Source organism: Tolypothrix sp. VBCCA 56010 (genome assembly GCF_050875635.1).
Taxonomy (GTDB): Bacteria; Cyanobacteriota; Cyanobacteriia; order Cyanobacteriales; family Nostocaceae; genus Hassallia.
In genome coordinates, this window is sequence record NZ_JBPAOH010000385.1 from 1 (window position 1) to 818 (window position 818).

An 818-nucleotide genomic window follows, 5' to 3' on the forward strand; every position below is an offset into this window, starting at 1 on the left:
TTAATAATAATGATAATCATTAGTGGGGGAGGGGATAGAGACAGGGAGCAACGCTCCCTGTCTCTATCCCCTTTAATCTTGAAATAATCAATCTTAAAGAGGGAACACTTGCCGTTGGCAAGTGTTCCCTCCCCCCCTAAACGATTATCATTATTGTTTAAAGTTGAAAGTGCAGTTATTTTAATGAAAACTTTTTCGAGAGTAAATATGTCCTAAAACATGAGAAAAAGGGCGTGAAATATAATTTTTAAATTCAGCAAGACAATGCTTGCCCACGCCCAAGAACTAGTTTACAGCTTGAAAGAGTTGATGCCCACACAATACCAAAAAGATAACCTGCAAGCAATATTAGGGTTATTTTTAGAAGCGCAAGGACATCCATTACCTGAACACAGTCAAACAAAATCTCCAAGTGCATTAAGTCGATTTTTAAATATCAATCCCTGGTCAACAAGGGAGATGATTCGTATAGTTCGTAACCATGTATTGCAAACAGTTGTCAAGATGTTATCGTCCTGTGGTCAAGGACGCAGACCATTTTTACAAGTAATAATTGACCTAACTAAAGAGCGAAAAACGCGGCAAATTCTCAGCTTTTGGGGATTTAATTAGAGTTTACAATGGTAAACGTGGTCTACATATAGTAGTTGTTTATTTAGTTGTAGGGAAATGGCGCATCCCCTGGAGTTTTCGTGTTTGGAGAGGTAAAGGTACTCCCTCACCCGCGCAGCTAGGACTCAAGCTAATTAAGCGTTTACCTCAATCTTTAACTGAACGCTTTCAGGTGATTATTTTAGCTGATACTGCCTTTGGTAGTA

At 38.8% G+C, this 818-nt stretch carries 1 pseudogene; it reads left to right on the forward strand.

What is annotated here, in order from left to right:
- Window positions 1-264: 264 nt before the first annotated feature.
- A pseudogene (locus tag AABK37_RS41640) lies at window positions 265-818 on the forward strand (IS701 family transposase); the annotation flags it as partial.